28 protein-coding genes and 2 tRNA genes are annotated in these 26,859 nt (G+C 42.7%); 9 read left to right on the top strand and 21 right to left on the bottom strand.

The annotated features are described in order from the left end of the window. Positions 1-145 precede the first annotated feature (145 nt). Both DKT75_RS04320 and DKT75_RS04315 read left to right on the top strand, forming a co-directional pair. Positions 146-622: a YehS family protein gene (locus DKT75_RS04320; protein ID WP_109822201.1), complete on the top strand. Its 477-nt coding sequence runs from the start codon at positions 146-148 to the stop codon at positions 620-622. A 25-nt stretch (positions 623-647) separates the two neighbouring features. Continuing rightward, positions 648-1,277 (top strand): SOUL family heme-binding protein, encoded by a 630-nt coding sequence (locus DKT75_RS04315; RefSeq protein ID WP_109822200.1) that lies wholly within the window; start codon positions 648-650, stop codon positions 1,275-1,277. Positions 1,278-1,325: 48 nt separating this feature from the next. Here DKT75_RS04315 and DKT75_RS04310 read toward each other — a convergent pair whose 3' ends face one another. The 8 genes from DKT75_RS04310 to DKT75_RS04275 all read right to left on the bottom strand — a co-directional run bounded on the left by DKT75_RS04310 (position 1,326) and on the right by DKT75_RS04275 (position 10,772). Continuing rightward, complete coding sequence (locus DKT75_RS04310; RefSeq protein ID WP_109822199.1) at positions 1,326-2,120, bottom strand: polysaccharide biosynthesis/export family protein; 795 nt, start codon at positions 2,118-2,120, stop codon at positions 1,326-1,328. 103 nt (positions 2,121-2,223) lie between these two features. Beyond that, positions 2,224-3,249: a UDP-glucose 4-epimerase GalE gene (galE, locus tag DKT75_RS04305; protein WP_211665166.1), complete on the bottom strand. Its 1,026-nt coding sequence runs from the start codon at positions 3,247-3,249 to the stop codon at positions 2,224-2,226. 131 nt (positions 3,250-3,380) lie between these two features. Then, positions 3,381-4,115, bottom strand: coding sequence for a ComEA family DNA-binding protein (locus DKT75_RS04300; protein WP_109822197.1), 735 nt, complete (start codon positions 4,113-4,115; stop codon positions 3,381-3,383). Between the two features lie 43 nt (positions 4,116-4,158). Continuing rightward, positions 4,159-5,382: a type II secretion system inner membrane protein GspF gene (gspF, locus tag DKT75_RS04295; RefSeq protein WP_109822196.1), complete on the bottom strand. Its 1,224-nt coding sequence runs from the start codon at positions 5,380-5,382 to the stop codon at positions 4,159-4,161. After that, positions 5,383-6,912, bottom strand: a complete 1,530-nt coding sequence (gene gspE, locus DKT75_RS04290) for a type II secretion system ATPase GspE (protein ID WP_109822195.1) — start codon at positions 6,910-6,912, stop codon at positions 5,383-5,385. It abuts the gene before it with no gap. 12 nt (positions 6,913-6,924) lie between these two features. After that, on the bottom strand, positions 6,925-9,186 hold the full coding sequence (gspD, locus tag DKT75_RS04285; RefSeq protein WP_109822194.1) for a type II secretion system secretin GspD: 2,262 nt from the start codon (positions 9,184-9,186) through the stop codon (positions 6,925-6,927). Positions 9,187-9,333: 147 nt separating this feature from the next. Then, complete coding sequence (locus tag DKT75_RS04280) at positions 9,334-10,086, bottom strand: pteridine reductase (protein ID WP_211665156.1); 753 nt, start codon at positions 10,084-10,086, stop codon at positions 9,334-9,336. Between the two features lie 83 nt (positions 10,087-10,169). Further along, positions 10,170-10,772, bottom strand: a complete 603-nt coding sequence (locus tag DKT75_RS04275) for a hypothetical protein (protein ID WP_109822193.1) — start codon at positions 10,770-10,772, stop codon at positions 10,170-10,172. 207 nt (positions 10,773-10,979) lie between these two features. Here DKT75_RS04275 and DKT75_RS04270 point away from each other — a divergent pair, with 207 nt between their 5' ends. Both DKT75_RS04270 and DKT75_RS04265 read left to right on the top strand, forming a co-directional pair. Further along, positions 10,980-11,351, top strand: coding sequence for a hypothetical protein (locus tag DKT75_RS04270; RefSeq protein ID WP_146201316.1), 372 nt, complete (start codon positions 10,980-10,982; stop codon positions 11,349-11,351). Positions 11,352-11,415: 64 nt separating this feature from the next. Beyond that, positions 11,416-11,985 (top strand): copper chaperone PCu(A)C, encoded by a 570-nt coding sequence (locus tag DKT75_RS04265; protein WP_109822191.1) that lies wholly within the window; start codon positions 11,416-11,418, stop codon positions 11,983-11,985. A 92-nt stretch (positions 11,986-12,077) separates the two neighbouring features. Here the strand turns inward: DKT75_RS04265 and DKT75_RS04260 are convergent, their stop codons facing one another. The 11 genes from DKT75_RS04260 to DKT75_RS04210 form a co-directional block, all read right to left on the bottom strand. Beyond that, positions 12,078-13,259, bottom strand: a complete 1,182-nt coding sequence (locus DKT75_RS04260) for an amino acid aminotransferase (protein ID WP_109822190.1) — start codon at positions 13,257-13,259, stop codon at positions 12,078-12,080. Positions 13,260-13,351: 92 nt separating this feature from the next. Continuing rightward, the gene (gene nrfD / locus DKT75_RS04255; RefSeq protein ID WP_109822189.1) at positions 13,352-14,521 is read right to left on the bottom strand and encodes an NrfD/PsrC family molybdoenzyme membrane anchor subunit; all 1,170 of its coding nucleotides are present in this window, start codon (positions 14,519-14,521) and stop codon (positions 13,352-13,354) included. Between the two features lie 5 nt (positions 14,522-14,526). After that, positions 14,527-15,261, bottom strand: coding sequence for a sulfate reduction electron transfer complex DsrMKJOP subunit DsrO (dsrO, locus tag DKT75_RS04250; protein ID WP_109822188.1), 735 nt, complete (start codon positions 15,259-15,261; stop codon positions 14,527-14,529). After that, positions 15,258-15,665: a sulfur reduction protein DsrJ gene (locus DKT75_RS04245; RefSeq protein ID WP_109822187.1), complete on the bottom strand. Its 408-nt coding sequence runs from the start codon at positions 15,663-15,665 to the stop codon at positions 15,258-15,260. The genes dsrO and DKT75_RS04245 overlap by 4 nt, the downstream gene beginning before the upstream one ends. Beyond that, positions 15,655-17,193 carry a sulfate reduction electron transfer complex DsrMKJOP subunit DsrK gene (gene dsrK, locus DKT75_RS04240; protein ID WP_109822186.1) on the bottom strand — a complete coding sequence of 513 codons (1,539 nt, stop codon included), beginning with the start codon at positions 17,191-17,193 and terminating at the stop codon, positions 15,655-15,657. Before dsrK ends, DKT75_RS04245 begins: the two co-directional genes overlap by 11 nt. A gap of 47 nt (positions 17,194-17,240) precedes the next feature. Continuing rightward, the gene (locus DKT75_RS04235) at positions 17,241-17,981 is read right to left on the bottom strand and encodes a respiratory nitrate reductase subunit gamma (RefSeq protein ID WP_211665155.1); all 741 of its coding nucleotides are present in this window, start codon (positions 17,979-17,981) and stop codon (positions 17,241-17,243) included. Positions 17,982-18,008: 27 nt separating this feature from the next. Then, on the bottom strand, positions 18,009-18,341 hold the full coding sequence (locus DKT75_RS04230) for a TusE/DsrC/DsvC family sulfur relay protein (RefSeq protein WP_109822185.1): 333 nt from the start codon (positions 18,339-18,341) through the stop codon (positions 18,009-18,011). 51 nt (positions 18,342-18,392) lie between these two features. Continuing rightward, positions 18,393-18,701 (bottom strand): sulfurtransferase complex subunit TusB, encoded by a 309-nt coding sequence (gene tusB, locus DKT75_RS04225; RefSeq protein ID WP_109822184.1) that lies wholly within the window; start codon positions 18,699-18,701, stop codon positions 18,393-18,395. Positions 18,702-18,712: 11 nt separating this feature from the next. After that, positions 18,713-19,117, bottom strand: coding sequence for a sulfurtransferase complex subunit TusC (gene tusC / locus DKT75_RS04220; RefSeq protein WP_109822183.1), 405 nt, complete (start codon positions 19,115-19,117; stop codon positions 18,713-18,715). Between the two features lie 5 nt (positions 19,118-19,122). Then, positions 19,123-19,515 (bottom strand): sulfurtransferase complex subunit TusD, encoded by a 393-nt coding sequence (gene tusD / locus DKT75_RS04215; RefSeq protein ID WP_109822182.1) that lies wholly within the window; start codon positions 19,513-19,515, stop codon positions 19,123-19,125. A gap of 124 nt (positions 19,516-19,639) precedes the next feature. Beyond that, positions 19,640-20,161, bottom strand: a complete 522-nt coding sequence (locus DKT75_RS04210; RefSeq protein ID WP_109822181.1) for an META domain-containing protein — start codon at positions 20,159-20,161, stop codon at positions 19,640-19,642. 342 nt (positions 20,162-20,503) lie between these two features. On the opposite strand from DKT75_RS04210, the gene DKT75_RS04205 reads away from it, so the two are divergent. After that, positions 20,504-21,001: a TlpA family protein disulfide reductase gene (locus DKT75_RS04205; RefSeq protein WP_109822180.1), complete on the top strand. Its 498-nt coding sequence runs from the start codon at positions 20,504-20,506 to the stop codon at positions 20,999-21,001. A 70-nt stretch (positions 21,002-21,071) separates the two neighbouring features. On the opposite strand, the gene DKT75_RS04200 is transcribed toward DKT75_RS04205, so the two are convergent. Next, entirely contained in the window at positions 21,072-22,184 is a 1,113-nt protein-coding gene (locus DKT75_RS04200; protein ID WP_109822179.1) for an anthranilate phosphoribosyltransferase, read from the bottom strand. Positions 22,185-22,523: 339 nt separating this feature from the next. Here DKT75_RS04200 and DKT75_RS04195 point away from each other — a divergent pair. The 3 genes from DKT75_RS04195 to DKT75_RS04185 all read left to right on the top strand — a co-directional run bounded on the left by DKT75_RS04195 (position 22,524) and on the right by DKT75_RS04185 (position 24,438). After that, a tRNA-Thr gene (locus DKT75_RS04195) sits at positions 22,524-22,599 on the top strand. 202 nt (positions 22,600-22,801) lie between these two features. Next, positions 22,802-22,877 (top strand) — tRNA-Thr (locus DKT75_RS04190). A 178-nt stretch (positions 22,878-23,055) separates the two neighbouring features. Beyond that, the gene (locus DKT75_RS04185) at positions 23,056-24,438 is read left to right on the top strand and encodes an L-serine ammonia-lyase (RefSeq protein ID WP_109822178.1); all 1,383 of its coding nucleotides are present in this window, start codon (positions 23,056-23,058) and stop codon (positions 24,436-24,438) included. 57 nt (positions 24,439-24,495) lie between these two features. On the opposite strand, the gene DKT75_RS04180 is transcribed toward DKT75_RS04185, so the two are convergent. Then, complete coding sequence (locus DKT75_RS04180; protein ID WP_109822177.1) at positions 24,496-26,079, bottom strand: S1C family serine protease; 1,584 nt, start codon at positions 26,077-26,079, stop codon at positions 24,496-24,498. A 320-nt stretch (positions 26,080-26,399) separates the two neighbouring features. On the opposite strand from DKT75_RS04180, the gene DKT75_RS04175 reads away from it, so the two are divergent. Continuing rightward, positions 26,400-26,795, top strand: coding sequence for a hypothetical protein (locus DKT75_RS04175; RefSeq protein WP_109822176.1), 396 nt, complete (start codon positions 26,400-26,402; stop codon positions 26,793-26,795). Positions 26,796-26,859 lie beyond the last annotated feature (64 nt).

Here is a 26,859-nt window from a genome sequence, read left to right as displayed (position 1 = left end):
CACAGTTTATAACAACAAAATTTGATGTGATATTAGTAATCCACAATCACTAGTGTAAATAACTATAAATCTCACGGTTAAGCAGGTAAAGCTCAAACTATTTTATGCTAATATCCGATTCTGAACTAACACACTGGTAGACCCTATGCTAAATAACGAAGCTTTTCGCAGAATTCGTTACGCACTTGAATTAGACGATGCAACCACCGTAAAAATATTCGCCGATGGCTTATACACATGCGATGAAGAAGCAGTAAAGAAATTCTCTCGAAAAGACTCTGATGAGACACGAGTAATCTTTCCTGATAAAGAGTTTGCTCATTTCTTGAATGGACTCATTGTTCACCGTCGTGGTGGTAAGCCTGCGGAAGTGGCTCCAAATGAAGCTATCAACAATAATAAAACCATCAAGAAACTGCGTATTGCGATGGAAATGTACGAAGACGAAATGCTGGTTGTTTTTGACTATGGCGATATTCGTTTATCCCGTCATAAGCTAAGCGCTCTATTTCGTACAGAGGGTCACAAACATTTTAGAGAGTGTAATGACCATACACTCAGACAATTTTTGAAAGGCTTAGCGATTTACTGCGATCGTCAAAGACAATCTCAGAGTAGCTAATTTATTTTTTAATTCGGAAATAATCATGAAATACGCGTTAATTGCATTAATTACAACAAGTAGTCTACTCATCGGTTGTGGTGTCATTAGCCAACGTACCGGCGAAGAAGCTCTATTTTCGACCTTAAGTATTGAGGGAAATTATGAGGTGCGCCTTTACGAGCCAGTGATTATTGCCCAAACAGCTGTGAGTGGTAACTACGGTAAAGCTACACGCACTGGCTATGACCGCCTAACAAGTTACGTTTCCGGTAATAACCTCGCTAAACAAACAATCTCTCTTAATGCACCGGTCTTGGTGACTGATGAAAAGAAGAAGCCTAAAGTCGAGTTAACACTGCCCTATTTTGAAGAATATATCGATGACACATGGGTGATTTCAGTTGCGATGCCTGAGTCATACAACTTAGGAACGCTACCAAAACCATCAGATGCGTCGATTACTTTCAAAGTATTGCCACGCTTGAGAACAGCTGTTGTTAAGTTTAGTGGCTACAAAAGTGAAAGCTTAATTAGTCGCCAGACTACTGCACTCAACCAGTGGATAGCCCGTAACGAGCTACAAGCAACCTCAGCACCTAGATCTGTCATTTATGACTCTCCTTATGCTGTGCCTGCGCTAAGACGTCATGAGATACACATCAGTATCCAGTAACTAAAAAGTGTCAACTCGTGATTTTTAAGTCACGAGCTGACTTTAGTCTTACTGAAGCAGTGAGAAAGGTGATAACAATGCAGGTAAGTAATTAATTACTTTTTGCTCAAGTACTTTGTTGTCAGATTTCAATACCACGATACGATCATCATTCTGAAGAATCGGGTCAGGTGCTTTACCGCGTCGGATTAGATCCAAGTTCACACCATACTGACGACCATTTCTAAAGACGATAACAGCCTTATCATTAGCCAAATCTGTTAAGCCCTGTGACAATGCAATTGCCTGCAAGAATGTCATTCGGCCAGTGATTGGGTACACGCCTGGTGTACGTACTGCGCCTTCAACCGTTACACGTTTAAACGCTTGTTCTTTACGAGTAATGGTGACTTTAGGGTCTTGCATGTAGTTCTTACTTAACAAGCTCGCTATCTTTTGCTCGGCCTGAATAATACTCAAACCTCTTACTACAACACTGCCTAGTAGCGGCAAAGAGATAGCACCATTTGTCTCAATCGTTAGATCTGTAGCAGACAACTCAGGCACTTTAAACACAGTCACATCAAGTCTATCTTGCTCACTCAACATAGTTGCTTGTGACTTTGATAGCGAAGCAAAATCAGCTGTTGGATTATTGCCTGTAGGACGCCCCGAAACACTAGGTACTCCAAAACCAAAGTCTGTAGCACTTGATCGACCTCCTGTTACAAGGTCCTGATTTAATGCTTGGATTGTTTGAACATCTTGAGCATTGGTCGTGTCTTTGTCGGCTTTTTTATCAAACAAGCTACATCCCGACAGTGCAAGCACCAACGGCAACACTAATAGGTATTTAATTTTCATTACAGATTTTCCTGTTTGTACTTTTATTTTTATGATTTTTTTCAGATCAATCTTGGTGGTAGCGACTAACTGAACTCAGTCGCTACCACTCTTTTAAAGCTTCTTAACTTCTATAACCATTTGGGTTATTACTTTGCCAGCGCCATGTATCTTCACACATCGCCTTTATGTCTTTCTCAGCAGTCCAACCCAATAGCTTTTTAGCAAGTGCAGTATCAGCGTAACAACAAGCAATATCGCCAGGTCTGCGGTCAACAATTTGGTAAGCCACTTCTTTTGATGAAGCTGCAGCAAAAGCATTTACCATTTCAAGCACAGAGAAACCTTTACCTGTACCCAAATTAACCGTAAATAAGTTATCTACTTCTGGGTTATCGAAAGCCTGTAGTGCTTTAACATGACCTTTAGCCAAATCTACAACATGGATATAGTCACGTACGCCCGTACCGTCTTCTGTTGGATAATCATCACCAAATACAGATAATTTTTCATAACGACCTACCGCAACACCTGACACAAAAGGCATCAGGTTATTAGGGATATCACTTGGATCTTCACCAATCAGACCACTTTCGTGAGCGCCTACTGGATTGAAATAGCGCAATAAAGAAATATTCCAGTCGTTATCCGATGTATACACATCACGCATGATTTCCTCAACCATCAGCTTTGACTGACCGTAAGGGTTGGTTGTGCTAACAGGAAAATCTTCTAATATCGGCACGGATGCAGGGTCACCGTAAACTGTCGCAGATGAACTGAAAATGATTTTTTTAACATTACACTCAGCCATTGCTTCTAGTAACGTCACACTGCCTGAAACATTGTTATCGTAATACATGATTGGCTTAGCGACCGACTCACCTACGGCTTTTAAACCAGCAAAATGAATGACTGCGTCAATACTGTGCTCTTTGATTGTCTGCTTAAGCTTTGCAGCGTCACGAATATCGCCGTCAACAAAAGTAACAGATTGCCCTGTGATCTGCTCTACGCGATCAAGTGCAACAGTGGAGCTGTTCGATAAGTTATCGTATACCACAGGTGTGTAACCCGATCCGAGTAACTCAATACAAGTGTGTGAGCCAATGTAGCCAGCACCGCCTGTTACTAATATTTTCATAGTGATCCGCTTATTTTAATAAATGATTATGCTAATCATACCTTAATCAAGCATGCAAAAAAAAGCCAGACAACCTAATGGCTATCTGGCTAATACGTTGCATTTTTCCGATTAACACACGGATCTAGCAAACAGTCTTACTTTTTATCAGACTTACTTGTGCTCTTAGACTTGCTTGATGTCTCTTTTTCTTTCTTAGTCGTTTTGCTTTTTGACTTAGTTGTCTTGCATGCTTTTGAAGCTTTTTCTTTAGCAGTAGTACATTTGGCTACCGACTTCTTTGACTCTTTTTTTGGCTTGCTAGATGATTTAGTAGTACTAGATTTACTGCTCTTCGACTCGCTATCTGACTTCATAGAGCTAGACTTACTTTTTGAAGCTTTATCATCTTTAGCAGTGTCTTTTGAAGACTTATCATCTAACTTACTAGCGCTAGACTTTGTAGAGTCAGACTTAGAGTCACTTGCAGAAGACTTAGCAGCAGTGCTGTTCTTCGTACTCGAAGAAGTCGTGCTACGCTTAGATGCCGCAGTCTTAGGCGCTGATGACTCACCACGTGAGAGTGAAACGTTAGACTTTAGGCCCTTAAATGTCGCCGCACCGATGCCCGTAACTTTCATAAGATCATCAAGGCTCGAGAAATTACCATTAGCTTTACGATAATCAACAATTGCTTTAGCTTTAGCTGGGCCAACACCTTTCAAGTAATAACTTAAAGTATTCGCATCAGCTTTGTTTAAATTCACAACCGTATTTTTAAAATCGGCTTTAGTCACAGTCCCCGCTTTAGTTGTACTATCTTTAGCTAACACAGCGCCTGATCCGCCCATTAAAGCCAGTAGTAAACATAAACCTGTCAAAAAAGATTTCATTACATTCTCCGTAAATTATTATTAATAGATGACTCTTAGTAGCCTACACACCGAGATCGTTCAAATTTAAAATCGGCAACATAATAGACATTACGATTAATAATACAACGATACCCATGACCAGGATTAAAATAGGTTCAAATAAGCTCAGCATTGAAGTCACCAAACCATCTGTTTCACGCTCTTGTTGAACTGCTGATCGCTCCAGCATTTCGTCTAGCTTGCCACTTTTCTCACCACTAGCAATCAAATAAACCGTCATTGGTGGAAAGTAACCTGACTGCTCAAGTGCTTTGTGAATAGGTGTTCCTTCACGTACTTTTAATGCAGCCTCATCAACAGCCTGACGCATAGGCATGTTTTCAACAACTTTTGATGAAATCGCCATAGCATCTAAAATCGGCACACCACTTGAAGCGAGAATACTAAGCGTACGCGCAAACCGGCCGGTATTAGCACTTCGTACTATTTTCTTGATGATCGGAAGTTTTAACATCAGCTTATGCCAACGGAACTTCCACTTTGGTATTTTTATTAATTGCTTTAAAAGTAAGTAACTGCCAAAAATTCCAATAATTAGATGCAATCCATAAGCACTTAAAAAGTCACTCGCATTAATCATAAATTGAGTTAAGGGCGGCACTTCCTTATTCATACTTTCAAAAACACGTACAATTTTAGGTACGATAAATACAAGCAGTCCCGCAACAATAGCCACTGAAACAATCACAAGGATGACTGGATAAACCAGTGCTGAATTCATTTTTTGTTGAATTTCTTGGCGTGACTCCGTGTAATCAGCTAAGCGATCTAACACGGCATCCAAATGACCAGACTGCTCTCCAGCTGCCACCGTCGAGGTGAACATACTTGAGAAAACAGATGGGAATGTTGTAAGACTGGAGGCAAAACTATGGCCTTCCATGACTCGTGAGCGCACTGCAGACATTACATGCCTCAAACTACGACGTTCACTTTGCTTTGCTGTCATTCCTAACGCTTCTTCTAGCGGTGAGCCAGAAGAAATCAAAGTAGCTAATTGACGCGTAATAAGCGCAAGCTCAGCAGGCTTAATTGTGCCAGCACGTCGCGCTTTAACCTTACCGTCACCACCCGCTGATTCACGTTTCTCAACGCGCTCTACACTTAGTGGCGTCAGATTACCTTCGCGTAAGACCTGTCGAACCTGCTTAGAAGTATCAGCTTCTAAAATGCCAGTCTCTTCTTGGCCCTTGGCAGTTAATGCCTTATATTCAAATGCTGGCATTTAGTCTTGTAACTCTTCACGAGTGACACGAAGCACTTCTTCTAAAGAGGTTCTCCCTTCCAGAATAAGCCTAGCGCCATCATGACGAATACTCGGTGATGTTTGGCGAGCAACACGCTCTAGCTCAATTTCACTAGCACCCTGATGGATAAGGTTTCTTACAGCGTCATTAACTTCCACTAATTCGTAAATACCATTACGTCCGATATAACCAGATTGGTTACACACCGCACAGCCACCACCATGGTAAATTGTATGGTTATGAACATCAGGCAAACCAAGAATCGCTTCTTCTTCTTTGGTTGGCTGATAAGGAACTTTACACGCGTCACATAATAAACGAACAAGACGCTGAGCGATCACTGCAATCAAACTAGACGACAACAAGTATGGCTCAACACCCATATCTCGTAAACGTGTTACCGCGCCAACTGCAGTATTAGTATGTAATGTTGAAAATACCAAGTGACCCGTTAGTGATGCTTGTACCGCAATCTCAGCCGTCTCAACATCACGTATTTCACCGATCATCACAACATCAGGATCTTGACGAAGAATCGCACGTAACCCTCGCGCAAAACTCATATCAACTTTCGAGTTCACTTGAGTTTGCCCAATCCCATCAAGATAGTACTCGATAGGATCTTCAACAGTCATGATGTTACGGCTGGTTTCGTTTAAGTCAGTTAGAGAAGCGTAGAGCGTTGTTGTTTTACCCGAACCAGTTGGACCTGTGACCAAAATGATGCCATGTGGCTTTTGGATCATGGTTTTGAGACGCTTCTCAGTTGCCTCTTCCATCCCTAAATGCTTTAGGTTTAAACGCCCTGCTTTTTTATCCAGCAAACGCAACACGATACGTTCGTTATAGCTTGATGGCAGCGTAGAAACACGAACGTCAACAGGTCGACCAGCAAGTCTAAGAGAGATGCGACCATCCTGAGGAACACGCTTTTCAGCAATGTCTAATTTAGCCATTACTTTGAGGCGCGAAATAATCAAAGGCGCCATGGCTCTTGGTGGCTCAAGTACTTCACGTAATGTACCGTCAACGCGCATTCGAACCAACATACGGTTTTCATAGGTTTCGATATGAATATCCGAAGCACCTTCTTTAATCGCCTGACTCAATAACGCATTAATCAATCGTATAATTGGCGCATCATCTTCCGACTCAAGCAAATCTTCCGCTTCAGGCATTGAGTCCGCGACATCATTGAGATCAAAATCATCACCCATGTCATCCATCATTGCACGTGCGCCGCTACCACTATTATCATAGTGACGACCTAACAATGAATCAAACGCTTCTTTTTCTAGTGGCTTAAAGGCAATTTTTTTACCTAGGAAACGACATACTTCGTTTGCTACAGACGGTGTCAGCTTATCGCGGAAGTACACGACTGGCTCACCCTCATCCGTTTCATCCAATACAACCCCATTGCGTTTAGCAAATATATAGGGGAAGTCGACTACGTCAACAACAAGGTCAACATCTGAAGCTTCAACTGGGTCAATAATCTCACTCATTTTTATTAACCCTTAGTTATTCGCTTGAGCTGCTCTTTGTCTAGCCTGCTGTTCACGCAACTGATTCTGACGCGTAACAGCATCACGACGACGCTGATTAGCAGCGACTCTTTCTTGATTTATTTGCACAGCACGTCGGCGCTTAGCTTCAACCGCAAGGCGCTGTTCACGCTCACGTTGCTTAGCAATTTGCTGTCGTTGCTGAGTCGTTAATGGCTTAGTTGCACGTCGAACTTGCGGTGCGGCATTACCATTATAACTATGCGTTTGCGTATTTGACTGTCGCTGAGTTTCTTCAGCGTAACTCTGCAACTGCTGTTGGCGTTCTGTCACTGCACCCTGTGCTAATAATGAGTTAGGATTATCAGGGAACTGTTTCGCTCTAATATCCCCTGTGCCACGACTAGTCAGGTCACTATTTCGTTGAATACCGCGAATATCATTGTATTTTTCTAACGTGTAACTATCCGCACTTAATACATCACGCATAATCACAGGATGGATAAACACCATCAAGTTTTGTTGAGTTTTAGTTCTTGTAGTACTTCTAAAGGCTTTACCAATAAAAGGTAAATCACCCAAGATTGGTACTTTTTGCATATTGTCATCGTACTTGTCTTCGATAAGACCACCAATAACAAGCATCTGCCCGTCTTCGACCATGACCTGCGTCGTAAACGAACGCGTATTAGTTATAACATCTGTCGCAACCGAGCTTTCTGAGATCGAAGATACTTCCTGCTCCAGGTTCATCATGATGCTACTGCCAGCATTAATCTGCGGCGTTACCTTAAGCGTTATACCGACATCCTTTCTTTCAATCGTCTGAAAAGGATTATCTGTGCTGTCACTCGTGGTTGTTCCTGTCACAAACGGAACATTCTGACCCACCACCATACTCGCTTCAACATTATCCATCGTTACAATTGTTGGAGTAGATAGGATATTTGAAGAAACATCTCCTTGAAGCGCATTTAATACAGCTCCCCACTGAGAATTACCAATAGTTCCACCACCTATGCCAAGCAATAAACCTGACGTAGTTGGGAATGTTCCACTCAAAGCATTAGCGACAGAGAAACTACTATTATCAAAACCAGATGATAATAAACCTGAACCACCGTCAGGATCATAAGAACCTAACTGCAAGCCTAGTTCATGAGACAGACCTAAGGATACTTCTGCAATAACGGCTTCAACCATAACTTGAGCACGGCGAATATCTAGTCGCTTGATCACTTCCGCCAAATTTCTATGCACATCTGGCTCAGCAGTAATAATCAATGCGTTCGTTGAGTCGTCTGCAGTAATGGTTACTTTTGCTTTTTGCGTACCCGCACCGCCTTTAGCAGTCGCTTCAGCGCTCACGGTATTAGCAGTTGTTGTGGTCAACACCTTTGCTAAATCTTCCGCTTTTGCATAACGCAGATAAACAACTTGCGTTGACTCCTCTGCCGTTTTAATTTTTGGTCGGTCTAAGCGACGAACGATATCTTTAACTTGCTTGCGGCCAGACGAACTACCACTGACTAGTAAACTATTAGTTCTGGTGTCCGCAGACACTTTATATTTAGCAACAACACCTTTCTGTTGAGTCGTACCTTGTAAGGCTTGTATGGTTTTCACAAGCTCAGCCGCTGATGCAAATCGAAGGATAACAACTTCCATTTCATCTTGATCAGGCGTATCCATACGACGCACAAGTTTGGTCACTTTATCAATGTTAGCAATTGTGTCTGTAACAACAATACTATTACTAGGCGTGTAACCTTGAAGGTGCCCTGTCGGAGAAATCATTGGGCGTAAGATAGGTACCATATTAGCAACAGGTACATGTTCTGCTTTAATTACCTTTGTAACTAAAGCATCAGGCTCTCTTTTTATGATTTTTTTATCTATTTCAGGAATACCCGTTCGCTCTTCTACTACGGGTACTGCTTGATATTTTGATTTGTTCGCTGGAATGATTTTGGTGATTCCACCTGCTTCTACAGCCGCTAAACCATGTACCTGAAGCACTGATAAAAACAACTTATAGAGTTCGTCTTCATCAATTTCACGGCCAGTAACAATCGTTATTTTTTGGCCACGAACTTGTTTATCAAGAACGAAGTTTTTGCCCGTTGCTGTTGATATCAAGCTAACAAAAGCCTGAAGGTCACCATCTCGAAGATTCAAATTATAACTTTCGGCCTGAACTGAACTGCTCGCTCCAAGCAATAAACCGATACTTAGCGTAAGACTTTTTAGACACGTTTTTAATTCAGACTTCATTAGATTCAACTATAGTTATTTTGTTCATACTCTCCCCAAGCCTGCTATCGACCATTTTTGCTTGTGCAGTATAGCACCATTAAAAACATCAATACCAAGACATCACCGATGGAATGTATGACCATATTTTAATTTTTGATGGGAATTTTATTGTTGTACTGTTCTTCCACCATCAACTGTAATAATTTGCCCCGTAATATAGCTGGCTCGATTAACCAAAAATAGTACGGTGTCTGCTATATCTCCCAACTCCCCTCGACGCTTTAACGCTATACGTGAGACGATCTCATCAGACTGATTACTTCCCATTGCTTCTGGCCAAATAATTGCACCTGCAGCAACGGCATTGACTCTAACATCTGGGCCAAGATCAGTCGCTAGCGACTTCGTTAACATCACTAACCCTGCTTTAGCCGCACAATAGACACTATGATTAGCAATAGGCCTATCTGCATGAATATCAACCATATTAACAATACAACCCTTAGACTTTTTTAAGTAAGGAGCTGCCGCTTGAGAAAGAAACAACGGCCCCTTAAGGTTACTGTCTAATAACTGCTGCCAATCTTGCTCCTGGATTTCACCGATAGGTGTTGGGTAGAATCCAGATGCATTATTAACCAACACATCCAAACGTCCGGTTAATGTAATCACATCTGCAACCATACACTGAAGTGCGGCTACATTACCTAGTTCGGCCTGATAACTGGTGGCAGAATGCGCCCTTTGGTTGTTAAGCTGAGACACCAATGCTTCCGCCTCGTCAGCAGAGTCACGGTAGTGAATCACAACAAAAGCACCTTCAGCATGTAGGGTTTTGGCGATTTGTGCACCAATGCGTTTTGCTGCGCCAGTCACTAAGACAACCTTTTCGACCAGCGTACCTTCGACTGAACTCACTCATCACCACCTAATTACTAAAACAATACACACCATAATATAAGATTGGCGCAAGCTATTGAAGCAATTAAGAAAGTCAGTTACTAGACCTTAAATGCATGACCGCATTGGTCGCATGAAGCCCAAGGTGCAACCGAGGCTTCTGACTCGTCAGATGGCGTATGATTGCTCAGCTTGGCACTCTGGCAAGCGGGGCACGTTACCCAATGTGCTGCTAGGTCGTCGCTGTCACTATTGACAGAAATATCATCAACTTTGAAAGACCAACTAGGGCTTTGAAACGAGCTAGTGTCAGAGTGCTTCACAATTAGCGCTTGGCAGCGCTGCCTGAATGGCTCTAATATATTGGCGTTACTCAATGCTTCTCGAAAGCTAAGCAGCAACTCTGGAGATGGGATTTTTGGCTTATGACCCGGAGACAGAAAAGCAAACAAGTACATTTGGTTTCTTATCCATTTTATCGTTCCCTTATCGTCAAGACATAGCATTTCTTGTAGAACTAAAATACGCATTAAAAAAATCTGATCATTCACACTCGCATTTATAAGCGGGCGAGCTTCAAAGAAACGCTCAAAGCGCTCCCAAGGAAACCCCTTAGCCATAGCCGAAACTGCTGATATGAACATAGGATCTGGCGCAGAGTATGAAGCGCTGTCACTACTTTGATGTCCCAAAGAAAAGCCCAAAACAAACTCCTTCTGCCGGCTAATAATTATTATTTCATCTTTAATGAAGCCAGTGTCTTTCTCTACAGATAAGTAAGCAAGTAGAGGCAAGGACTGCGGTAGAGAATAACTGACAACTGGAAATCACGGGAAAACCACTAACCTTGACAAAGGAGCACTGAACACTTTAAAAAGGGTTACCCAATCACGGTAGTTTTGATCTTTATTTTGACCAAGAAAAAACAACAACGAGTAGTAGCGCTGTTGATGCTCAGCCTCATGATGTTAATGACACCTTGGCTCAGCTTCTGGACAAGCCCACATTTGATTAGCAATAACGCTAATCAATACTTACTCGTTTGCACTATTAATGGCATTGAAAAACGTTCTATTTCAACGCTAAGTGACCAAGTTGTAAATTGGCAAACGCACTGCAGTGCTTTACAACTCGCTGATATATTAAGCCATTCGGCACTGCCAACAGTTGAAACAATTATACTTTCAAAGCTCCCCAGTGAAGATCAGAATCGATTGTCTTTCTATCAACACACTGTGCCACATATTTCTGCTTACACTAGTCGCGCCCCACCCTACTTATAATCCGAATCAAATAACAACACCTGTGAAAACCTTCACACCTTTGGATTATTACGACTGGAAAACCATGAAAACACTCATTATTGGAACACTATTGACACTTGGCCTAATTAACAGTGCATCTGCGCAAACATTTGAAGTGGGTAAACTAACGATCGAGACTCCATACACTCGCAGCACACCCCCAATGACGCCCGTCGCTGGTGGGTTTATGACGATCACAAATAATGGCGAAGAGGATGATAGACTTTTTGCTGGCACTGCACCGTTCAGTGAGGCCGTTGAGATCCATGAAATGATCATGGGAGAAAACGGCGTGATGCGTATGCAGCAGACTAAAGGCGGTCTCGTTATTCCTGCTGGAAAAACGGTTGAGCTGAAGCCTGGTGGGTTGCACATCATGTTTATTGGTTTAAGCGAGCAAATGATTCCTGACGAGACTCATAAAAGCTTACTTAAGTTTGAACATGCAGGTGATGTTGAGATTGAGTTTATCGTCAAAGACATAACCAAGATGCCAGCGGCGAAAATGGATCACAGCAAAATGAATCATGGAGCGATGGATCAGAAAGCCATGCCTATGATGAACGACGCAAAAACTGATGATGCCGCTGATAAAACTCATGCACATCACTAATAACGTTTCATGTTGTAATTGAGCTAATAAAAAAGCCGCTAATCACTACGATTTAGCGGCTTTTTTTATGCGATTTAAAAGAAAAGATCTAGTTATGACACGGCCAGAATAGACTTAACCACTCGAGGAATATTCTCTTCCTGCAAACCAGCTATATTCACACGACTGTCTTCGATCATATAGATACCATGAGCATCACGCAGCTCGATCACCTGTTCAACACTCAAGCCCATCAGAGAGAACATGCCTCGGTGAATACGAATAAATTCAAACTTATCGCCACCACTTTGGCGCTTAAACTCGTCTGCTAATTTATTACGTAACGACGTCATGCGTGTACACATCGCAACCAACTCATCCTGCCATAACTGTCGCAACTCTGGGTTATCCCAAATGATACGAACCACTGACGCGCCATGATCAGGTGGCATAGAGTAAATCCCACGTGAGATATTTTGCATATTAGCATTCGCTAATTCAGCCGATGCTTGGTCTTTACCGATAGCAAACGCACAACCCACACGATCACGATAAATACCAAAATTCTTTGAACAAGATACTGCCACGAGCATCTCATCAACACTACTCGCTAGTTTACGAACACCGTAAGCATCCGCTTCTAAGCCATCACCAAAACCTTGATATGCGATATCTATAAATGGTAAAAAGCCTACTTCAACAGCGATCTCAGCAACTTCATCCCACTGCTCATTACTTAGGTTAGCACCTGTTGGGTTATGGCAGCAGCCGTGCAAAACCACGACATCATTTGCGGTGAGTGTACGTAGCTTCGCAGCCATTGCCGCAAAGTCTACTGAACATGTAGCCGCATCAAAATAAGGGTAATGTTCAATTTCTGTATGCTCTGTTTGTAACAAAGCGTAGTGGTTTGGCCATGTTGGGTCGCTCACATACACTTTTGCATCAGGCCGCATACGCGCCGTCAGTTTTGACAAGACACGTAACGCGCCACTACCACCGGTAGCCTGCACGCCGTTAACTCGTTCATTTGCAACGGAGTCACCAAACACAATTTCTTGCATCGCTTGGTTGTAACCTTTATCACCAGATAAGCCAACATAGGTCTTAGTTGTCTCTGCTTCCAGCAAGCGTGCTTCTGCTTTTTTGACTGAGTCGAGAATAATCGTCTCACCCTTCTCATTCATATAAACACCCACACCTAGATTCATTTTATCTGGTCGGGTATCCGCATTATAAGTCGCTAGCAATGCAAGGATAGCGTCGGGCTTTGGTGAACTTAGCTTTTCAAACATGAATGATTAACTCTTGAATGGGTCGTTGGTCGAGTATACGAAAAATCTACTGGCTGACATAGTGTTTGTGAGTGGTTTTATTCACCGCAGTTTTAAGAATTAGCAGGCGTAAGCCGTAACACTTTTACAGCAATAGTGAATACAAATAGCGTGATAGCCACTCCTCCCAACGATAACATAAGCTCTGGAAGGGACGCTGAATAAGCTATATCTAGATTTCCGCTAGTCTCCGTCACTGCATTGGGAAATAGCCTTAAGGGCTGTAACTGACCACCAATAATAATGACGTAGAGCTGACATAATCCGCCCAGCATAATCAAGGTAGAGGCAATCGCTAAACGACTTCTTTTAACGCTAGGCAAGTACAATAAAATAATTGGCAATACCAAGCCTATCACTACCTGCCCCAACCAAAACATAAGGGTCACCGCGCCCGCATCACGCAAGACAAATACCTCAACCGCCGTGTAACCCATTATGAAGTAATTAAGTAGATGTCGAGCGAGTTCAATCAATGTTACTACAACAATACATAGGCATAGGCTAATCGCTAAGCGACTCTTTATTACCTCACTTAATTGCCGCCCTTCCAGCTTATAAAGAAGTAATAATACCAAGCTAAAACATGCTGTTCCTATCAGATAAGAAGAAGCAATAAACAACGGTGCCATCATCAAAATATCGTAGTACTCGCGTGCAACCAACACTCCAAAAATAGAACCTGTCCCAGCCGTTAAAATGAAGCGCCAAACAAAACCTAAGTAAGCCAAAGGTTGATAACAACGCTTAGCCGTAGCGGTACGATCCATGATCGACCACAGATATAACCCCATAATCACAAAGAACCCGCTATACAACAGGATATTCCACGCAAAAACAGAGTCAAAATTAAAGTGTGTCATGGCGATAATGAGTCGGTCTGCATGACCCAGGTCTAACAAAATAACGAGCAGCCCACCCAGTAATAAAGACATCGCTAACACTAACGATATTCGCCCATAAGGCTGATAAGCAGGCTTATTAAACACCGAACCTAAGCTGGCAACATTTGCTGCGCCAGATGCCGTCACGATAAGGAATATAGCCACAACATGCGGCAAACCCCACACCACTTGGTTATTCATCCCCGTGACGAAATGGCCCTGACTTTCCATATAAAAAAAGGCATAAGCCGCTGCGACTAGAACGCCAGCCAAGGTAACTAGGATGGAGTAAAAGCGGCGACTACTTATCTCAATTTCATGAAAGTCAGTTCGTTGCATTTAACTTAAATCCCCCAGTACCGAACACCCGTATTCAAACCTAGGTCTGCTCGGATTTGCTGGGCTTCATACTTTTTCAGGGACTTACTGATCGTACTGCTAGGATCATTCAAATCACCAAAGATAACCGCATCAGCAGCTGCTTCGACGCAGGCTGGTTGCTTACCCGCATCCACTCTATGCACGCACAGATTACAGGACTCAACCGTCCCTATTCCTCGTGGTGAGTGTGGCTTTTGGTTTTCCAAGTTTTCGTGAACAAAACTACGTGCATTATAAGGACATGCTGTCATGCAATACCGACAGCCAATGCAAATATGCTTGTCGACTAAGACAATGCCATCATCACGTTTAAATGACGCGCCTGTTGGACAAACATCTACACAAGGCGGCTCTTCACAGTGCTGACACATCACTGGCAACGACACCTTATGATCACTGGCTTTATCTTGGAAGGTAACTTTACGCGCCCATTGACCTTGTTGTTCAGGCTTTGAGTTTGGCTCATCGCCCCAACCATGTTCTTTCTTACACGCGGCAACCATTGCATCACCACCATCTTTGAGCTTATTGGTGTCGATCAACATTCCCCAACGCACTTTATTACTGACTGCTTGATCATGTGGATTTGCGCCGGCTTCTCTCAGCAATATACCCGGCGCCAAAGCCGCACCAGTTGCAGCTGCTATACCACCTAAAAACTTACGTCGGTAGCGATCAATTAAATTCACGTTAGTCATGGCTTTACCGCTTTTTCTGACACAGGTGGTCGGTCGGCATGGCACTGAAAACAGTCTATTTTAACCGCTAACTCAACGTGACAAGTCATACAAAAGTGCTCGCTATCAGTATGTTTCACTGTCTTATTAACCGTAGGCACTGGCACGTGGCAATCGATGCAGCCATTCAAACTATGCTTAGGCGTGCGAATTCCTTGGTATACCGTACGGTCACGCTTGTGCTTCAATAAATTCATGTGATTAGTACGCATTTCCGCAATGTGTAAATCACGCTGCTCCACCGTTTCAAACTGTTTCTGAGCCGCCATTAACGTCGGTGTCAAAGTACTCTCTTGCTCATGACTACAAGCAAGCAAAAGCAAAGAAAGCATTAACGCCAGAAGATAACGCCACTTAGTCATCATCAACCTGTCCAGTTAGAACGATTGCATTACTCACTAGCTGATGAACACTCACAATTTGATCCATCTCAAAGCCGAAGTACGGTAACGTTTTGCTAAATTGAGACTTACAAATCGCGCAGATGGCCGCCATGTGCGTCACGCCGTGATTATCTGCAACATGCTTTAACGCCTGCATTCTAGGCTGCGCGCCTTTAATACGAATATCCATCAAGTCATCCGTCAAAATACCACCACCGGCACCACAGCAGAAAGTCTCATCTTTCGTTGTACCCTTAGGCATTTCAACGAAATTATTACACACTGCTTTAATAACACCGCGAGGAAAGTCAAACTGACCGCCCTCTTTGTCACCCATGTTAGAGCCACGAGCGACATTGCAGGAGTCATGAAAAGTCAGTGTCATATCGTCATTTCGCGACTTATCAATATTCAACTTTCCATCACGTAAAGCGGGCCAAGTGAGCTCTAGCATGTGTTGTGGTATTGGGTATTTTTGATCAAGAAACTCAAATGGACCCGCCAATGTATTTAAGAAACTGTATGCCACACGCCAAGCATGACCACATTCACCAAAGACAATTCGCTTAACCCCTAAGTCTATTGCTGCCTGACGTATACGCAGCGCAATATCGCGCATACTGTCGTAACTACCAATGAACAGGCCAAAGTTAGCACCTTCAGACGCATAAGAGCTCAAAGTCCAGCTTTCACCTAACTCATGAAGCACTTTAGCGTAACCAATCAAGCCATCAACATGAGGCTCTGCGAAGAAATCAGCAGAAGGCGTGACTAATAAAATATCCGCGCCCTTTACATCCAAAGGCAGCTTAACGGCAACCCCTGTTTCCTCTTCAATATCTTCTTCTAAGCCTTCCAGCGTATCCGCCAAAGCGGCTTGCGGTAAGCCTAAGTTATTACCCACTTTATGTACTTTTCCAATGATCTCAGTAGAGTACTTTTGCCCACGCCCAATGTGATTCAAAATCTCACGCGCAGCCATCGACACTTCCGCAGTATCAATACCGTATGGGCAATACACAGAGCAACGACGACACTGAGAACATTGGTGATAGTAGTTATACCAATCATCAACGACTTCTTCGGTCAGTTCAGTTGCGCCAACTAATTTCGGAAAGTACTTACCTGAAAAGGTGAAGTAACGGCGGTAAACATTACGCAGCAAATCTTGTCGCGCAACAGGCATGTTTTTAGGGTCACCACTGCCAAGGTAATAATGGCACTTATCAGCACAGGCACCACACTTCACGCAAATATCTAAATACAGCTGCAACGAACGGTACTTACCTCGTAACTCATTCAGCTTTTCTAGTGCGGCCTCTTTCCAATTTGGAATAAGTGACCATTTACCCTCTTCATCTTTCTCAATATCGGAAGGAAAACCGAGCGCCTTTTGAAACTCAGGACGTGCAATAAACGGTCCTGGTCCTTTCGTAGCATCGGGTTTTAATTTGGGTACATCAACCAAACCATCGTCAGAGCTTAGTTTTGGCGCTTCGTACTTAGCCATCTATTTGCTCTCTTTGCTGGTTAAGTCAGGTAGTGGGATATTGAGCATCACTTTTTTCGATCATCTTTTTCAAGTTCAGCAGCCCATGAAGCAATGTGTCGTCGCTCTCGTGAGTTGTCCACTTGATTACGCGTTGGGCTAAAGAACACACCCGGTGCATGCATCAGTTTACTAATAGGGAATATCAACATCAAAAACGCCACCGCAAACAAGTGCAGTAACAACGTAATATCTGATGGAAGTGGCTGCCAGTTAAACGTCTTCAGACCCACAAAAAACGCCTTCACCATGACAATATCAGTCGGGTTTACATAGCGCATCATCAAGCCACTACAGGCAATAAAAATCAGCAACACCAACATCAAAAAATCAGATGGTGCCGAGATATAGCGCACACGGTCAATCAAAAAACGTCTTGCCAACAATCCAGACAATGACAACACCAAAGCAAAACCTGCGTACTTCCCAAATGGCTGCAAGAAAATCACCAGCGACCAAATAGGCTCCTGCACATAACGTAAGTGCCGAATGACAACCAGCAACAACGCATAGTGAAACACCATGCTAATTGCCCATAACAACTTATCTGCACGAAACAAACTTTGAAACAGCAGCAACTCGCGAGCCATTCGCCAAAGCACACCTGTAAGCGTGCGCGGTGCAGGCATGGTTGGTATTTTTAGCGGCGCAGGAATTCGTGAATACAGCCATACTTTATTTGCAACACCCAGTACTAAAACCAAGGTCGCAATCCAAAATAAAATACCGTAAACAATCCCCAAAAACACCTTAGCGCCCTCTGCTAAAAACGACGATCACACACAGCCTGTTGGCTTTGGTAACCCCGCGTACTTACACGCTTGCTTACCAGGACCAAATGGGAATAAAGAATAAAGGTACTTTGAATTCCCTTTCTCTTTCCCCAAACGCTTACCAACGGCCTTTGTTAAAACACGTACTGCTGGTGCGATTTGGTACTCTTCATAGTACTCACGCAAAAAGTTGATAATGTCCCAGTGCTCTTCGCTCAATTCAATATCATCTTCCGCCGCGAAAGTTTTAGCCACTTCCGGCGTCCAATCTTCCAGCTCCATTAGATAACCTTCTTCGTCCAACTCAACCGCCACACCATTTACTTCGAGTGCCATTTGCGCTCTCCTTATTACTTAATTTTTAAACCTAGCCCGCTAATCAATAACTCATAGCCAGCTTTGCGTGGTATCGCACTCGACTGTTAGGTCAACAAACCCTTCATAATCAACCGCTGTCACACCACTAATTATTCGCTCTTGGCTCAAGCCTCGTGCAGCCAAATCTCCTGACAACACATAAACTGAACTCTCTTGTAATGCTTGCTCAATATGTGCAGAAAAACGCGTATTTTGCATAGCACCAACGACCGCATCTTCGATCATCAACACCGAGTCACCTACCGAAATATGCTTCAAGCAAGACTCAAACGCCGTTCTTTCAAAAGGCGACTTATTCACAATGTGTAACATAGCCATATAAGTACCTCCTAAAAACTAATCACGACTTCTTGAGTCGCCATAATATCCGCCATTTCAGCCCTATTCACCAAGTAAATAGAAGACTTTTCCTGATAATCATCATCTTCATCTTCCCACATTAGCGGCATCAAGTCGGCTATTGTAAGCCCTCGCTCTTCTAAAGACTCTTTTTCCACATAGAGCTTATTGATTTCATAATCGCCTAACGCTTTATAAGCAGCGGAAAAGTTCTTTTGTCCTATCCCAGTGGTGTCTTGGTTTTTAGTGATTTGATAAACACCATCATCTAAAAAAGCCAACGAGACATCTTGATCAAAGGCCGCAGAAATCAGCACTACCTCTAAAGACTCCAAGGCATAAACACTGCCATAAGGCGCTTTACGATTTACAAACATAAATTTCTTAATCGCCATAACCGTTAACCTCCAAACACCAAAGTACGATCAGCTTCGACAGAGCCTTCAATAAGTTGCCCCAGACCTGAGATACGAAAGCCTTCCAAAAGATTATCCGTATCTAAACCTTGGCGCTTTGCTTCTTTAGCATCGGTAATACCACGACGCTGAGCTGCAGCAATACAAATCACTAAATCCAGAGAATGCGCTTTAGCCAAATCAGACCACGCCTGTTGGATTTGACGGTCATCCCTAGGTGGCACACTCAAACGCGTTCCATTGTTTACACCGTCATGATAGAAAAACACCCGAATAACCTCATGTCCTTTAGCTAATACGGCACGTGCAAAATGCAACGCTGTATCAGAAGATTGACGCTGATACGGCCCTTCATTAATCATTAACGTGTATTTCATCCAAAACGCCCCTAGAGGTAAGCTCATTTAACCAGCCAGTGTAAATTATTTTTCACTAAATTGGAGACAAAATAATACCCGAACAAGTCGGGCATTATTTCAAATGAGGTTATAACAAGCTAGATTATAGCTTTGTCATTTCCAATCCTTTTTTACCATTGCGGTCGTAAAACACCAATACGCCATCATCTAATTGCTGAACACTACCCATACGACGCATAATACGAAGGTAAGCACCTTCCTGATTACCAACGTGTATTGTTTTTCCGCCAGCTTCTGGACGAAGTAGCTTACAAGGGTGACGTGTACGACTCATATGTACAATCGAAAAGCCAGTGTATCCAACTTGCTTGAACTTAGCCGCATACTTATTACAGCCAGTATCGCCTGCCATAGTATTTAAACTTACATTCATCGTCATATCCAAACCTTCTGGAACGACGTTATTATAAGTCTTACTCACACGCCACTTAGTACCCAAAAGTGTTGGACCACCACTATTTAGAGGACAAGACGCTGCTGCACGATCAGTAATGCTATCTAAATCATCTAAATCTGCTGCCACAGCAAGTGATGACAAAAACAGCGCTGAAACAGCACTGGTTACAAAAAAACTCGATCTAAAACTCTTCTCTTTGGTTTTCACAAAGACCTCCCTGAAATAATATCCCTATTGGCGAAAATAAAACATCATTGTATTTTCCGCACCACATCTGCAAGTTAATAATATAGGAAAAAACATTGATGTTTTGGCAATAATTACCCTTTCTTTTAACGATGAAAGGAATAAGTTAATTTTATGTTATAAAATTAAGCACTAACTATAAAAAACTGTAATCTGATAAAGCAGTAACGAGTATTGCATGACCCTATTACCTGTGTTAAAAATTCACATCGTTCTACTAATAGCTCAACATCAAGCCTAATAGAATTAACTAATAATTAGAATAATTTAAGGCACCCTCAACATCCCCTCGGAGTAACATGTATGACACTGAAGCATGTAGCGATTTTTGCTAAGGTAGTGACGCTGACACTTTTATTACACACCACCTCATTTGCTAGAATGTCAGACATAAATGGCAAACCAAATGAACTTAACAATTACATAGGTAAAGGTAAGTGGTTGGTCGTTAAAGTTTGGAAATCAGATTGCCGAGTTTGCATGAACACAATGCGAGAAACTAACTCAGCTCAAAGAGTACTGCCTAACACTTGGGTAATTGGCGTTTCACTTGATGGAAATTATAAAGTCGCCAATCAGACGTTACGTCGACTTAGAGTCAACTTTAAGAATTTAGTTTCAAATGTACCCGAATTTAATCGATATATTAAACGAAGTACTAAACGCAACATTTCTGGCTTCCCGACTTATATGATTTACAACCCACAAGGCAAGCTAAAAGCGATGCAAACAGGAAGTATTAAACCCGCTGAATTACGACGTTACATACTAAAACAACAAGCAAGAGCTCGACACAAATAATGAAAACGCCAAAGTGCCTCAGTTAAAACGGGCACTTTGGCAATTAACTCACTCAATTAATTTCTCAAGCTCAAGCCTTCCTTGCAGCATTAAAGACCTCTAACGCCTTGCCACTCGCCAACACCACTCTAACCGCATTTGCAGCCTCAGGCATTGTCTCGTATTTTTTAAGATGCGTTAAAGCAATACTCGCTGCATACATCAATGCGTCATGCATAGGCCCCTGCTCACCTGCTAATGCTTTTAAACCTAGCTCAGCTGATACTTCCGCCAGTGCAGTACCGTCAACTGGCACCGTCACACCCGCTGAAACAATACCTTCAGGCAATCCATCGGGAACAGGCACAGCACGTGAACTCGCCTCGATATCAATTTCTTGTGGTGACACATCTAATTGCTCTAGCTCACCCTTATCCTGGTAGTAAAATAGTCGCCCTTGCTGCTGTAACGAAGGAATCGTTCCACCTTCAACACCGCGCACAAACATCGCTGAGTCAAAACCCGACTGCCTTGCGAGTGACGCATAAATAGGTGGATATGCTTTATGCACATAACCCGACATAAAGTGTGTCTTGCTACGACCACGTATAGGGCCAATTAATGACTCAACCGTATTTAAGATCTGGCGCTTAACCATACGCTCACGAAGACTCATTAGATCACTTAAATTTGGCGCAAAACTTTCTTGGTCGATATACGCCCAACCAATAGACTCGATTTGCTTTGCAGCCTGTTGCGATGTCATCTCTACATTAAGTCCAGCAGCCTTTAAGACACGATGATGTGTCGCACCAAACTTAGGTCCAACAACTTCTAAACCGTGAGATACCGCATTTACACCTAAAGCAGCCAACACCGCTGGCAAAAAAGGCGACGCAGGCACACCACGGGCATAACCATCATAAGGGTCTGAGATATCTACGATCTCATCAACCTCTGCCGTCACTTGAATAGAGTTATCTATCAATGCCTGTAACACGCCACGGTTTTCATCATCGGTTTCACGCTTCATTCTTAATGCGATGAAGAAAATAGCGCTCTGAACAGGATCTGTATTCTTATCAAGTACAGCTAGCATCCCATCTCGTGCATCTTCAAATGAGAGATCTTTACTGTAGTCAGGACCTGTAGCAACTTTTTGCACGCACTGACGAAGGTGCAGCTGAGGCGTTATTTCATTCATGGGGTTACCAAGGTAGGTCAAAAAATGAGTGTAATAACATTATGGCCAACTCTAAGCCTATCAATCAATCATTACTGCTTCTGTTTAAAACATATTCTCAAATGCACGCCTTAATAAATATATTTTATAAACAAAATACAGTTAAGTAACCGTTCATCGCTCATCCGTAGAATGATCAACAGCTTCTAGGGGCTACAACACGACGGCACCAATAACAATAATAAAGAATTAAAACAATAAGATACGTCGATGTTGGATTTTAAAATGAAAAAAGTACATTTTTTTTACTTAAAAGTGTTGCGCGTTTAAATAGTCATCTATAAAATGCGCAGCTTGTTAGCCGCAATAGCTCAGTTGGTAGAGCAACTGACTTGTAATCAGTAGGTCCCGCGTTCGATTCGTGGTTGCGGCACCAAGAATATCTAAAGACTATAAAGTTGACTTTATGGTCTTTTTTTATGCCTGTAATAAATGCATTTTACAAACATCCACCCTATTCTATTTGGCTGATAAGCCTACATTAATTGCTTAAATTATTAGCAGAATGCGACAAAGGAAAATAATTGTAATTAGTACTTGCACGATAGGATAGTCTGTATATAATGCCCAGCTTCTTAGCCGCAATAGCTCAGTTGGTAGAGCAACTGACTTGTAATCAGTAGGTCCCGCGTTCGATTCGTGGTTGCGGCACCAAGAATATTTAAAGGCCATAGCGTTTACGCTATGGCCTTTTTTATTGCCTACGATTTACCTCCTACAACGATTATTTCCAACCGAACCCACACCGCCACTTAGTCTGCAATATTAAACTAAGCGCGCTAACTGCCCTTGCGCACGTTATTATAAAGTTATCTATCCAGAGGGTTTTATTATGGCGATTAGTCTATTCGATATGCTTAAGGTGGGTATTGGTCCATCCAGCTCACATACTGTTGGCCCAATGAAAGCTTCATATCTATTTGCGACATCACTAGCTGAGCGTAACTTATTGGCGCAAGTGTCTCGTGTGGACATACAACTGTATGGCTCTCTTGGCGCAACAGGCAAAGGCCATGGTACTGGGCCCGCTGTTATGCTCGGATTAGAAGGTCATCAACCTCAACTAGTGAACCCAAGTGTCGTTGCACCACGATTTTCAGAAATCGTCACTAACAAAGAACTGCTTTTGATGGGTACTCATAAAGTAGCGTTTAACGAGTCGGACGATTTAACCTACCATTGTATTGAGTCCTTGCCGTATCACGCTAACGGCATGACGATCGAAGCCTTTGACGCATCTAGGCAGTCAGTATTTGCTAAGACCTATTATTCAGTCGGTGGTGGATTCGTTGTCGATGAAACAGCCGTTGGTGCTGACCGTATTATTGAAGATACCACGCCACTCCCTTACGACTTTTCTAGCGGTAAAGAACTATTGGCACTCTGTGAAAAACATGACGCCTCTGTGTCCGACCTAATGCTTGCCAATGAGCAAGCTTGGCGCTCAGAAACAGAAATCCGCGAAGGCATTCTACTATTATGGGATGTGATGCGTGAATGCGTCCACACAGGTATGCATACCGAAGGAATACTACCCGGCGGCTTAAAGGTAAAACGTCGTGCCGCAGCATTATACGAAGAACTCAATAACCAAAAGCGCATGGACCGAATCACACCCAGCTTGGGCGCGATGGATTGGGTCAACTTATATGCCTTAGCGGTCAATGAAGAAAATGCAGCAGGTGGAAGAATAGTCACCGCTCCCACCAATGGCGCAGCTGGAATCATTCCTGCCGTCTTACATTATTACGTTAATTTTTGCCCTAACTCCAATAAAGAAGGCGTGATTCGCTTTCTCCTCACCGCAACTGCTATCGGCATCCTATTCAAAAAGAACGCCTCCATCTCAGGGGCAGAAGTCGGCTGCCAAGGTGAAGTAGGGTCAGCGTGTGCTATGGCCGCAGCGGGCTTAGCTGAAGTCACTGGAGGTACACCTATGCAAGTTGAAAATGCCGCTGAAATTGCGATGGAACATAACTTAGGCCTGACCTGTGACCCAATTGGCGGCTTGGTGCAAGTGCCTTGTATCGAGCGAAATGCGATGGGGTCTATCAAAGCCATTAATGCTGCCAGCATGGCATTACGTGGGGATGGTGTGCACTTTGTGTCACTAGATAAAGTGATACACACCATGCGAGAAACAGGTAAAGACATGATGGACAAATACAAAGAAACATCTCGTGGTGGCTTAGCCGTCAATATCGTCGAGTGTTAAACATAAAAAAGGCCGCTCGATTATAAAACCGAGTGGCCTATATCAGACTAAACGTTTTTAAACCGCAGAACCCGGCTTAGCTTTTTGCGCTTCATCTTCTTTTTCTTCTTTCTCTAGCAACTTCTCTAAATCATTAGACTGCCCTTGAGGAACGTTGTACAACTCAAGAATCTTATCCTGACTGCTTAACGCCTTCTTTCGGTCAATCACGACTTGATAACCAAACTCATCTTCAAGCTTGATGAAGTCAGACTTGCTTGTTTTCACTAGCTTATAAAAAGACTCAAAATCTTGGAAAGTCTTACCATCCAGCTTTTCAACGAGAACAAAAGAGACATCGTGGAAACCCTTGTTACTGTTCGCAGGTAGAACGCGGGTCAAGATAACGGCTTCCTTACGCTCATCTGTTGGCCAGAAGTTTTTAAGGTTAAGTACCTTGTCATCAAAGCCCATGCGACGGCGACTTGCTGTAATCAAATCATCCGTTAGCGGCATGAAGACAAAACCACCGAAGATAAAGTAGCTAGGCTTTTTTTCAAAGCTTGGTGCAGCAACTAGTTCAAACGTATCTTGCGTCTTTGTCAGCTCAACGATTAAGTCTTTTGGCTTAGCATCACGAATCACTTTCAGCTTGATAGACTCACCTACCTGATGCATATCCACGAAGTGCTCATAAGCAATCGTTTCACGATGACGTAACTCAACCATGCCATTGTTGGCAATTTTACGACCATCAATATGAGTGATGATATCATTCTTCATCAGCACGCCTTCGGCAGGTGCACCAGGATAAACCATCGACACCAACACACCACTTTCATCACCCGTCACGCCATACTTATCACGCAATGCTGGGCTTTCAATTTCTTGGTGTAAAATACCTAGTGTAGGGAAACCGTCATATTGGTTATCCCTAAGGTCTTCTAGGAAATGCTTCACTACATTAGTAGGAATGATGTACCCAACATTTTCAGAAGAGTTCATTGACTGCATAACGACACCAACAACCACGCCACTTGATAGCACTGGGCCACCACTGTTGCCCGGATTGATCGCCGCATCTACTTGGACCGAAATAAGGCTTCTGTTCTTATGAACATATACCGAACGTTCGATTCGAGAGACAACACCACGTGTCACACTCAAGCTATCACCACCCACAGGATAACCGTAAGCAGTCACTTCTTGTTGTGCATCTGGAAGGTCACCCAATGATAGAAATTCTGTTTTATAGAAGTCCGGAACATCATTCTTAAGCGTCACAATCGCCAAGTCTGAATCATGTGAAATATGCGAAACCTTCGCTTCGTATCGCTTTGTTTCACCGTGCTTACGCACTTCGATAAATGTCGCGTTTGACACAACATGCGCATTAGTAAGAATACGATTACCGTTAATAATAAAACCTGAGCCTGTCGAACGGCTGATGTAGGAATTCCAAGGTTTTAAAGTGTCTACAATGTGAGAAACAACGAAGAGCTTAATCACCGCTTCTTTCGTGTCACCTAACGCTGCTCGCTTCTCTTGTTTCGTCACAAGCCTAATTTCTTCAGCTTGAACGATCGTGGTTGTTGCAAAAAACATAGCGTTGACAATCAGAGCCATAAACAAGATTAGTTTATATGCGTTTGGTTTGAACATAAGATCCCCGATGTTATTAAAATATTTATCTGCTCTATATATCAACAAGTAACCGTGCTCTACAAGATGTTTGTTCACTTAAAGTTGTTGTGTTTACAACTTCGCTGAGCGCAGCGTATTTAGAATAAAAACAAAAAACCTTTAAATTCATTAATTTAGATGACTTTCGTAGACCAGTTATCTGTAACTATTATTGACAAAATGTAATTAAGCTAACAACAAGGTTATCAGCTCTAAACTAATTTCAAGCTAATCAATCGACCCCCCTTGAGCGATTAGCAATTCATAACACCCCGAATAATAACAATGAAAAAAGAACTATGAATGAGATTACCCCACTTCTCGAACAATATAATGGCTTAGTAAATGTCATTATGAATACGGACTACAGCCCTCAAGAATATATTGCGACGGAGCAGCAATTAATCAATACCTTAAAGCTATTAAATGGCAAACTAAGCTATGAACATTTAGCAAGTATCACTCGTATTACTCAAGTGGTTACAACTGAAACAGTCATGGTGCCTATGGTTGATACGATCAGTAGCATTGACGGCGATGAGTCATTTAATTACTTATTTAACCAGTTTCTAGATGCACTTGACGATGACCGAAATGAAGTTGCAACAGCAGAAGCCTGCTACCAAGCAATGCTAAAATTAGATGCCGATAGAGTAGAGCGTGAAGGGATTAATTTGCACCCTTACTTTTTATAAATCAGCCAGATTTATTTAATAATTGAGCCACACAATTGAAGACTGATTAGATGTCGAATTAAAT

It is taken from the genome of Leucothrix arctica (assembly GCF_003172895.1).
Taxonomy (GTDB): domain Bacteria; phylum Pseudomonadota; class Gammaproteobacteria; order Thiotrichales; family Thiotrichaceae; genus Leucothrix; species Leucothrix arctica.
This window is presented reverse-complemented; position numbering and strand designations above follow the sequence as displayed.

Coding starts and splice junctions, on each gene's coding strand:
- DKT75_RS04320 (WP_109822201.1), top strand. CDS start 146: ATGCTAAATAACGAAGCTTTTCGCAGAATTCGTTACGCACTTGAATTA.
- DKT75_RS04315 (WP_109822200.1), top strand. CDS start 648: ATGAAATACGCGTTAATTGCATTAATTACAACAAGTAGTCTACTCATC.
- DKT75_RS04310 (WP_109822199.1), bottom strand. CDS start 2,120: ATGAAAATTAAATACCTATTAGTGTTGCCGTTGGTGCTTGCACTGTCG.
- DKT75_RS04300 (WP_109822197.1), bottom strand. CDS start 4,115: ATGAAATCTTTTTTGACAGGTTTATGTTTACTACTGGCTTTAATGGGC.
- gspF (WP_109822196.1), bottom strand. CDS start 5,382: ATGCCAGCATTTGAATATAAGGCATTAACTGCCAAGGGCCAAGAAGAG.
- gspE (WP_109822195.1), bottom strand. CDS start 6,912: ATGAGTGAGATTATTGACCCAGTTGAAGCTTCAGATGTTGACCTTGTT.
- gspD (WP_109822194.1), bottom strand. CDS start 9,186: ATGAAGTCTGAATTAAAAACGTGTCTAAAAAGTCTTACGCTAAGTATC.
- DKT75_RS04265 (WP_109822191.1), top strand. CDS start 11,416: ATGAAAACACTCATTATTGGAACACTATTGACACTTGGCCTAATTAAC.
- DKT75_RS04260 (WP_109822190.1), bottom strand. CDS start 13,259: ATGTTTGAAAAGCTAAGTTCACCAAAGCCCGACGCTATCCTTGCATTG.
- nrfD (WP_109822189.1), bottom strand. CDS start 14,521: ATGCAACGAACTGACTTTCATGAAATTGAGATAAGTAGTCGCCGCTTT.
- dsrO (WP_109822188.1), bottom strand. CDS start 15,261: ATGACTAACGTGAATTTAATTGATCGCTACCGACGTAAGTTTTTAGGT.
- DKT75_RS04245 (WP_109822187.1), bottom strand. CDS start 15,665: ATGATGACTAAGTGGCGTTATCTTCTGGCGTTAATGCTTTCTTTGCTT.
- dsrK (WP_109822186.1), bottom strand. CDS start 17,193: ATGGCTAAGTACGAAGCGCCAAAACTAAGCTCTGACGATGGTTTGGTT.
- DKT75_RS04230 (WP_109822185.1), bottom strand. CDS start 18,341: ATGGCACTCGAAGTAAATGGTGTGGCGGTTGAGTTGGACGAAGAAGGT.
- tusB (WP_109822184.1), bottom strand. CDS start 18,701: ATGGCTATGTTACACATTGTGAATAAGTCGCCTTTTGAAAGAACGGCG.
- tusC (WP_109822183.1), bottom strand. CDS start 19,117: ATGGCGATTAAGAAATTTATGTTTGTAAATCGTAAAGCGCCTTATGGC.
- tusD (WP_109822182.1), bottom strand. CDS start 19,515: ATGAAATACACGTTAATGATTAATGAAGGGCCGTATCAGCGTCAATCT.
- DKT75_RS04205 (WP_109822180.1), top strand. CDS start 20,504: ATGACACTGAAGCATGTAGCGATTTTTGCTAAGGTAGTGACGCTGACA.
- DKT75_RS04200 (WP_109822179.1), bottom strand. CDS start 22,184: ATGAATGAAATAACGCCTCAGCTGCACCTTCGTCAGTGCGTGCAAAAA.
- DKT75_RS04185 (WP_109822178.1), top strand. CDS start 23,056: ATGGCGATTAGTCTATTCGATATGCTTAAGGTGGGTATTGGTCCATCC.
- DKT75_RS04180 (WP_109822177.1), bottom strand. CDS start 26,079: ATGTTCAAACCAAACGCATATAAACTAATCTTGTTTATGGCTCTGATT.
- DKT75_RS04175 (WP_109822176.1), top strand. CDS start 26,400: ATGAATGAGATTACCCCACTTCTCGAACAATATAATGGCTTAGTAAAT.